Origin of the sequence: Streptomyces sp. TRM68367 (assembly GCF_014495685.1) — a bacterium.
GTDB lineage: Bacteria > Actinomycetota > Actinomycetes > Streptomycetales > Streptomycetaceae > Streptomyces.
The window spans coordinates 56,080-63,627 of sequence record NZ_JACTVI010000046.1 but is presented as its reverse complement, the minus strand read 5'-3'; the positions used below and the strand labels follow the sequence as shown (position 1 = coordinate 63,627).

6 protein-coding genes are annotated in these 7,548 nt (G+C 69.6%); 5 read left to right on the top strand and 1 reads right to left on the bottom strand.

Features of this window, described 5'->3' with window-relative positions; genetic code table 11:
- Positions 1–470: 470 nt before the first annotated feature.
- Positions 471–1,475 (top strand): substrate-binding domain-containing protein, encoded by a 1,005-nt coding sequence (locus H8R17_RS26470; protein ID WP_187825713.1) that lies wholly within the window; start codon positions 471–473, stop codon positions 1,473–1,475.
- Positions 1,476–2,024: 549 nt separating this feature from the next.
- Here H8R17_RS26470 and H8R17_RS26465 read toward each other — a convergent pair.
- Positions 2,025–3,023: a LacI family DNA-binding transcriptional regulator gene (locus tag H8R17_RS26465; protein ID WP_187825712.1), complete on the bottom strand. Its 999-nt coding sequence runs from the start codon at positions 3,021–3,023 to the stop codon at positions 2,025–2,027.
- A gap of 191 nt (positions 3,024–3,214) precedes the next feature.
- Here H8R17_RS26465 and H8R17_RS26460 point away from each other — a divergent pair, with 191 nt between their 5' ends.
- Genes H8R17_RS26460 through H8R17_RS26445 form a run of 4 tightly spaced genes read left to right on the top strand, consistent with a single transcriptional unit; the run spans position 3,215 to position 7,510 of the window.
- A complete protein-coding gene (locus tag H8R17_RS26460; protein ID WP_187825711.1) occupies positions 3,215–4,165 on the top strand; it encodes a TIM barrel protein in 951 nt (316 codons plus the stop codon).
- Between the two features lie 10 nt (positions 4,166–4,175).
- Positions 4,176–5,603, top strand: a complete 1,428-nt coding sequence (locus H8R17_RS26455) for a sugar porter family MFS transporter (protein WP_187825710.1) — start codon at positions 4,176–4,178, stop codon at positions 5,601–5,603.
- Positions 5,604–5,624: 21 nt separating this feature from the next.
- On the top strand, positions 5,625–6,644 hold the full coding sequence (locus H8R17_RS26450; protein ID WP_187825709.1) for a Gfo/Idh/MocA family protein: 1,020 nt from the start codon (positions 5,625–5,627) through the stop codon (positions 6,642–6,644).
- A complete protein-coding gene (locus tag H8R17_RS26445; protein WP_187825708.1) occupies positions 6,641–7,510 on the top strand; it encodes a sugar phosphate isomerase/epimerase family protein in 870 nt (289 codons plus the stop codon). The genes H8R17_RS26450 and H8R17_RS26445 overlap by 4 nt, the downstream gene beginning before the upstream one ends.
- Positions 7,511–7,548 lie beyond the last annotated feature (38 nt).

The following is a 7,548-nucleotide window of genomic DNA, read 5'->3' as shown; positions in this document are numbered from 1 at the left end:
AACGAACCGATCAACTCATCGAAGCGACCCATACCGCATCAACGAGCCCAACTACCGCAAGAAACCCACTAATTCATCGACAGGCCCGATCAAGACCCAGTAACGGACGATTTGCGGCATCTGCGCCGATCACGCCTGCCGCCTGCGCCGTCGGGGGACGGGGGCTCTACCGGATCGAATGATTTGTTGGTACGTCCTGACAAAGCTGTTGACTTCGCCCTCGGGCCGACCCATAGTACCTGCCACTAGAGCGCGCTAATGACGCGCTCTAGTACAACCAGGCGGTCCCCGACCCCCGACTGCCGCACATGCGCGCCCCCGCCTCGACCAAGGGCACACCCACACCACCCACGTGCCCGCCTTCCCTGGCACGAGCCCGGGGGCCGCGAACGACCGTCCGTTCACACCCGGGGCGTCGCCGCCTCCCCCCAGCCGACACACCCCGACCAGCACACAGAGGTGCAAGGAACATGTACAGACACCACCGAGCCGCCGCCCTGACCGCCACGGTTCTCGCCGGCGCCCTGTTCGCCGCCGGCTGTTCCAGCAGTTCCGGAGGCAAGAAGTCCGAGGAGGGTAGTGACACCGCCGCGGCGGGGAAGGCCAACACGCCCCGCATGACCGTGGCCATGATCACCCACGCGGCCCCCGGCGACACGTTCTGGGACCTGATCCGCAAGGGTGCCACGGCCGCCGCCGCCAAGGACAACGTCAAGCTCGTCTACTCCAGCGACCCCAACGCGGGCAACCAGGCCAACCTGGTGCAGAACGCCATCGACCAGAAGGTCGACGGCATCGCGCTCACCGCGGCCAAGCCCGGCGCGATGAAGGCGGTGGTCGCCAAGGCCAAGGCGGCCGGCATCCCGGTCGTCGGCTTCAACTCCGGTCTGGACGACTGGAAGAAGCTGGGCATGCTGGAGTACTTCGGCCAGGACGAGAACATCGCCGGCCGGGCCTTCGGCGAGCGCCTCAACCAGGAGGGCGCCAAGCACGCCCTGTGCGTCGTCCAGGAGCAAGGGCAGGTTGCACTGGAAGCACGGTGCGCGGGTCTGGAACAGGGCTTCAAGGGCAAGACCGACAACGTGTACGTCAACGGCACCGACATGCCGTCGGTGAAGGCGAGGATCACCGCCAAGCTCCAGCAGGACTCCTCCATCGACCGGGTGGTCACGCTGGGCGCCCCGTTCGCGATGACCGCCACGCAGTCGGTGTCGGACGCCAGCAGCAAGGCCAAGGTCGCCACCTTCGACCTCAACAAGGAACTGGTCGGGGCCATCAAGGACGGCAAGGTCGAGTTCGCCGTCGACCAGCAGCCCTACCTGCAGGGCTACCTCGCCGTGGACGCGCTGTGGCTCTACAAGACGAACGGCAACTTCAGCGGCGGCGGCACCGCTCCGGTACTGACCGGACCGGCCTTCGTCACCAAGGACAACGTCGACGCCATCTCGAAGTTCGCCGCGAAGGGAACCCGCTGACGCTCGGGCCACCGCCGCCCGCAGCATCCAGACCGCCTGAGAGGGCCACTGCCCGCCGCATCGCTGGCACCGTGCGGCGGGCATCGGCCTGCCGGGAAGCCAACGCCCGCGCACCGCTGCACCCGACGACGGCGCCCAGCCATGCCGCGATCCGCAGGCACGCATGCCGCCGGTTCTGCCGTAGTGCCGGCGTTGCGGCTGGCCGGAGGTTGGGTGCGCAGCCCGGCACTGACGGGGTGCCGCCCGCGCCCACCCGTGCCGCCCTGGGGAGTGCCTCCCAGGGCCTTAAGGCGCCTTAAGGCACCGGGGGAGGCACGCATGCCCGCGGCTTGCGAACACCTTGCGCGCCGTCGTCGGCTGCGGCGGCGCGGGCTTGCGGCTGCGGTTGCCCCTCGTCCCAGTGTCCGCGCGGCGTCGCTGACAGCCGTAGCCGCGGACAGTCGTGCCGCTGGGGCGGCACGGGTGGGCGAAGCGGCACCCCGTAGCGCCGGGCTGGCGCCTCCACCCCGGCCCACACCAACCCGACAGTCACCCCGTAACCGGCACCGCTCAGACGGAGTCCTTCGGCGGCGGCCCGCTCGTCCCCCGTACCACCAGCTTCGGGTCGATCACGGCTTCCCGCGGCTCCAGCTCCCGGTTCTCCAGCCGTTCCACGGCGAACCGCACCGCATGCTCCGCCATCAGCCCCGAGTCCTGGCGGACCGTGGTCAGACCGATCGGCATCAGATGGGAGAGGTGGCTGTCGTCGTAGCCGACGACGGACAGGTCGCGCGGCACCTCGACCCCGGCCCGTGTCATGGCGATCAGCACACCCATCGCACACCGGTCGTTCCCGGCCAGCACCGCCGTCGGCAACGGCAGCCCCCGGTCACGTTCCGCGAGCAGCATGCGCCCGGTCTCGATGCCCGACCCCTCGGTGTGCTCGCCGGGTATCACCCGCACCTCGAACTCCAGCCCGTGCCGGCGCATCGCGGCCCGGTAGGCGCGCCGCCGGTCCGCCGAGCCGGGGCCGCGGCCGCCGTCGATGTGCACGATCCGGCGATGGCCGAGTTCCACGAGGTGGTCCATGGCCTGCCGGATGCCCTTGCCCTCGGCGGAGTGCACGAAGTCGACGCGGGCGTGCGGCACCCGGCGGCTGACGGAGACGGCGACCGTGCGGCGGCCCAGCTCGTCCAGGTAGCCCGGTTCGTCGGGCCCGAGCACGATCACCGCCTCGCAGCGGTGGCTGAGCAGCGCCTCGACCGCCTTGGCCTCGCTGCGGCCCTCGGTGGCGGCGGAGAGCAGCACGTCGTAGCCCAGCCGCTCGGCCTCGGGATAGATGCCCTGGATGAGGTCCGTGTGGAAGGTCTGCTGCACGATGAACATCACGCCGATGGTGCGGCTGCGGCCGCGGGCCAGCAACCGGGCGGCGTTGTCGGGACGGTAGCCGATCTCGTCGGCGACGCGGAGCACCCGTTCGCGGGTCTCCTGGCTCGCTCCTGGCTGGTTGCGGAAGACGATCGAGACGAGCGCGCGGGATACGCCCGCGCGCTGTGCGACATCTGACATGGTGGGCCGCTGCTTGCCCGATGCATCCACCTGTGAACCACCCTTCGACTCCGCCCCAACCTTACGGGCGTCGCGAAATCTGCCGGCAACAAGCTATTGACATGACATTTGGGCAGGACCATCGTACTCGTCTAGAGCGCTCTAGTAGAGCGCGACAGCCGCCGTCCGTTCCCGACCGAAGGACACGCACCATGGCAACGGCGCCTCCCCCGCTGCGCACCACCGCGGGCAACCTGTGCCTCGGCTCCGCCCCCGATTCCTGGGGCGTCTGGTTCCCCGAGGACGAGCACCAGGTTCCCTACACCCGCTTCCTCGACGAGCTGGCCCGGGCCGGCTACGAGTGGCTGGAGCTCGGGCCGTACGGCTATCTGCCCATCGATCCGCAGCGGCTCCGGGAAGAGCTGGACGCGCGGGGCCTGAAGGTCTCCGGCGGCACGGCGTTCGGCGCGCTGCACCGGCCTGAGGCCTGGGACGAGATGCTGGCCCACGTCCGGCAGGTCGCCGCGCTGACCGCCGCCGCGGGCGCCCACCACCTGGTCTTCATCCCGCCGATGTACCGGGACGAGAGGACCGGTGAGTTCACCGAGTCGCCGGAGCTGACCGCGGAGCAGTGGGCGGGCTTCGGCCGCGCCGCCGACCGGCTCGGCAAACTGCTGCTGGAGGAGTACGACGTACACCTCGTCGTCCACCCGCACGCCGACAGCCACATCCAGACCCAGCCGCAGATCGAGCGGCTGCTGAACGAGTCCGACAGCCGCTACACGAACCTGTGCCTGGACACCGGGCACGTCGCCTACGGCGGCGGGGACAACCTCGACCTGATCAGCCGCTACGGCGAGCGGGTCGGCTATGTGCACATCAAGCAGATGGACCCGGAGATCCTCGCCCAGGTCGCCGCCGAAAACCTCTCCTTCGGCGAGGCCGTCAAGCGCGGCGTGTGCGTCACCCCGCCCGCCGGCGTGCCCAAGCCGGCCGACGTGGTGACCGAACTGGCCCAGCTGGACGCCGAGTTGTTCGTGATCGTCGAGCAGGACCTGTACCCGTGCGCGCCCGACGTGCCGCTGCCCATCGCTGTACGCACCCGTGAGCACCTGGCCGGCTGCGGTCTCGCGGGAACCCGACGCCCGAAACTCCACCCGTAGGAGGCGGCCCATGGAAGTCACGCAGCCCAACGCTCAGGGCCCGGCCACCGCCGTCGCGGACGACCCCTCACCCGCGGTCTCCCGGCGACTGCGGGTCATCACCATCATCGCCACCTTCGGTGGCCTTCTCTTCGGCTACGACACCGGCGTCATCAACGGCGCACTGCCGTACATGACCGACGACCTGGGCCTGACCCCGGTCACCGAGGGCATGGTCACCAGCTCGCTGCTGCTCGGCGCGGCGCTCGGCGCCGTCGTCGGCGGGCGCTTCTCGGACGCGCGCGGGCGGCGTCGTACGATCCTCGCCCTCGCCGTGCTGTTCTTCGTCGGCGCGCTCGGCTGCACGCTCGCCCCGACCACCGCGGTGATGGTGGTGGCGCGGTTCGTGCTCGGCCTCGCGGTCGGCGGCGCGTCGGTGACCGTGCCGGTCTACCTCGCGGAGGTCTCGCCGGCCGAGCGGCGCGGTGCGCTGGTCACCCGCAACGAACTGATGATCGTCAGCGGTCAGCTGCTGGCCTTCACGTCCAACGCGATCATTGCTCGGGTGGGCGGCGAGTCCGGTGGCGTGTGGCGCTGGATGCTGGTGATCGCCACCATTCCGGCCGTCGTGCTGTGGTTCGGCATGCTGGTGATGCCGGAGAGCCCGCGCTGGCTGGCGTCCAAGAGCCGCTGCACCGACGCCCTCGACGTGCTCAAGCAGGTGCGCTCGCAAGCGCGGGCCGAGGCCGAGCTGAGCGAGGTGACCGCGCTCGCCGTCAAGGAGGAGCAGGAGAAGCTCGGCGGCTGGCAGGACATCAAGAGCGTGCCGTGGATCCGCAAGCTGATGTTCGTCGGGTTCGGCATCGCGATCGTGCAGCAGATCACCGGCGTCAACACGATCATGTACTACGGCAGCCAGATCCTCACCGACGCCGGCTTCGCCTCGGACAGCGCGCTGACCGCGAACATCGCCAACGGTGTGATCTCGGTACTGGCCACCTTCGTCGGCATCTGGCTGCTGGGCCGTGTCCCGCGCCGGCCGATGCTGATGACCGGCCAGGCCGGCACCACCGTCGCGCTGCTGCTGATCGGCATCTTCTCGCTGGTGCTGCCCTCCGGCGACCCCCGCGCCTTCGCCGTGCTCGCCATGACCGTCACCTTCCTCGCCTTCCAGCAGGGCGCGATCTCCCCCGTGACCTGGCTGATGCTCTCGGAGATCTTCCCGATGCGGACGCGCGGCTTCGGCATGGGTGTCGCGGCGGTGGTGCTGTGGCTGACCAACTTCGTGATCGGGCTGGTCTTCCCGTCGCTCGTGTCGGGCATCGGGATCTCCAACACGTTCTTCCTGTTCGTGGTGGCGGGGATCTTCTCCCTCGGCTTCGTCAAGTTCTACGTCCCCGAGACCAAGGGGCGCACGCTGGAAACGCTGGAAGCCGAGCTCCGGGCCCGCTTCTCCTGACCTCTCTGTAAGGAATCGACCATGCCTGTACGTGTAGGCGTCATCGGCGCCGGAATGATCGGCCAGGACCACATCCGCCGGCTCACCGAGGTCGTCACCGGGGCCACCGTCACCGCCGTGACCGACATCGACGCTGAGCGGGCCGCGGAGGTCGCCGTCCGCGTCGGCGCGAGCGCGCTGCCCACCGGCGCCGACCTGATCGCCTCCCCCGACGTGGACGCCGTACTCGTCACCTCGTGGGGTCCCACGCACGCCGAGCACGTGCTGGCCGCGATCGCGGCCGGCAAGCCCGTGTTCTGCGAGAAACCCCTCGCCACCACCGCCGAGGACTGTCTGCGCATCGTCGAGGCCGAGCGCGCGCACGGCCGCCGCCTGGTCCAGGTCGGCTTCATGCGCCGCTTCGACCCCGGCTACCGCCAGATGAAGGAGCTGCTCGCCTCCGGCTCCCTCGGCACCCCGCTGATGGCCCACTGCGCGCACCGCAATCCGACCGTCCCGGACTCGTACCACTCCGCGATGGCCGCGCAGGACACCGCCGTACACGAGATCGACGTGCTGCGCTGGCTGCTGGACGACGAGATCGTCTCCACGCAGGTGGTCACGCCGCGCGCCACCACCAAGCGGTTCCCGCACCTCAAGGACCCGCAGATCATGATCTTCGAGACGGCGAACGGGGTCCGCATCGATCTGGAGGTCTTCGTCAACTGCCAGTACGGCTACGACATCCAGTGCGAGGTCGTCGGCGAGGACGGCCTGGTACGGCTGCCCGACCCGGCCGCCGTCGGGGTGCGCACCGCCGGCCGGCACGGCACCGCCGTCCTCCAGGACTGGAAGGGCCGGTTCGCCGAGGCCTTCGACACCGAGTTCCGCGAGTGGATCAACGCCGTCGCCACCGGCACCGAGCCCACCGGCCCGTCCTCCTGGGACGGCTACGCCGCCACCGTCATCACCGACGCCGCCGTCCGCTCCCTGGAGTCCGACGGCACCGTCGTCCCCGTCGACATGAAGCCCCGCCCAGCCTTCTACGGAGGCACCGCATGAAAATCGCCCTCGACCCGTACATGCTCCGCGCGCTGCCGATGGACGAGATGGTGCGCACGGTCGCCGAACTCGGCTACGAGTACATCGAGTTGTCCCCACGGGACGACTTCATGCCGTTCTTCCTGCACCCGCGCGCGGACGCCGAGCGCATCGCCACGCTGAAGAAGTCCCTGCGCACCCACGGTGTGCAGCTCTCCTCGGTGCTGCCGCTGTACAAGTGGTCGTCGCCGGACGAGACCGAGCGGCAGGCCGCCGTCCGCTACTGGAAGCGGATGATCGAGATCACCACGGACCTCGAGTGTCCGCTGATGAACTCGGAGTTCAACGGCCGCCCCGAGCGGGCCGCCGAGAGCGAGGCGGCGTTCTGGCGGTCGTTGGAGGAACTGCTCCCCGTGTTCGAGCGCGAAGGCATCGCCCTGAACCTGGAGGCGCACCCGGACGACTTCTGCGAGGAGAACACCCCGGCCGTCGATCTCGTCCGCGCGATCAACAAGCCGTGGGTGAACTACCTCTACTGCGCCCCGCACTCCTTCCACCTGTCCGGTGCCAAGGAGGTCGGCGCGGACATCGCGGCGATGATGCGCTACGCCGGCGACAAGCTCCGGCACGTGCACATCGCGGACTCCTTCAACCACAAGGGGTCCTCGGGCCTGCGCTACATCATGAACCCGCCCGGCACCCCGGCCCGCATCCACCAGCACCTGGACATCGGCCAGGGCGAGGTGGACTGGGACGCCTTCTTCGGCACCCTGCGGGAGCTGAACTTCGACGGCGTCGCCACGTCCTGTGTCTTCGCCTGGGAGGAGCGGGCCCGCGAGTCCTCGGCGTTCATGCTGGACAGGATCACGAAGGAGCTCGCCGGATAGCCCCCGAGGGCTGCTCACCGAGGTCCCAGAACAGGCCC

Excerpts from the sequence above, each read along its gene's own strand:
- H8R17_RS26470 (WP_187825713.1), top strand. The coding sequence starts at position 471 with ATGTACAGACACCACCGAGCCGCCGCCCTGACCGCCACGGTTCTCGCC.
- H8R17_RS26465 (WP_187825712.1), bottom strand. The coding sequence starts at position 3,023 with ATGTCAGATGTCGCACAGCGCGCGGGCGTATCCCGCGCGCTCGTCTCG.
- H8R17_RS26460 (WP_187825711.1), top strand. The coding sequence starts at position 3,215 with ATGGCAACGGCGCCTCCCCCGCTGCGCACCACCGCGGGCAACCTGTGC.
- H8R17_RS26455 (WP_187825710.1), top strand. The coding sequence starts at position 4,176 with ATGGAAGTCACGCAGCCCAACGCTCAGGGCCCGGCCACCGCCGTCGCG.
- H8R17_RS26450 (WP_187825709.1), top strand. The coding sequence starts at position 5,625 with ATGCCTGTACGTGTAGGCGTCATCGGCGCCGGAATGATCGGCCAGGAC.
- H8R17_RS26445 (WP_187825708.1), top strand. The coding sequence starts at position 6,641 with ATGAAAATCGCCCTCGACCCGTACATGCTCCGCGCGCTGCCGATGGAC.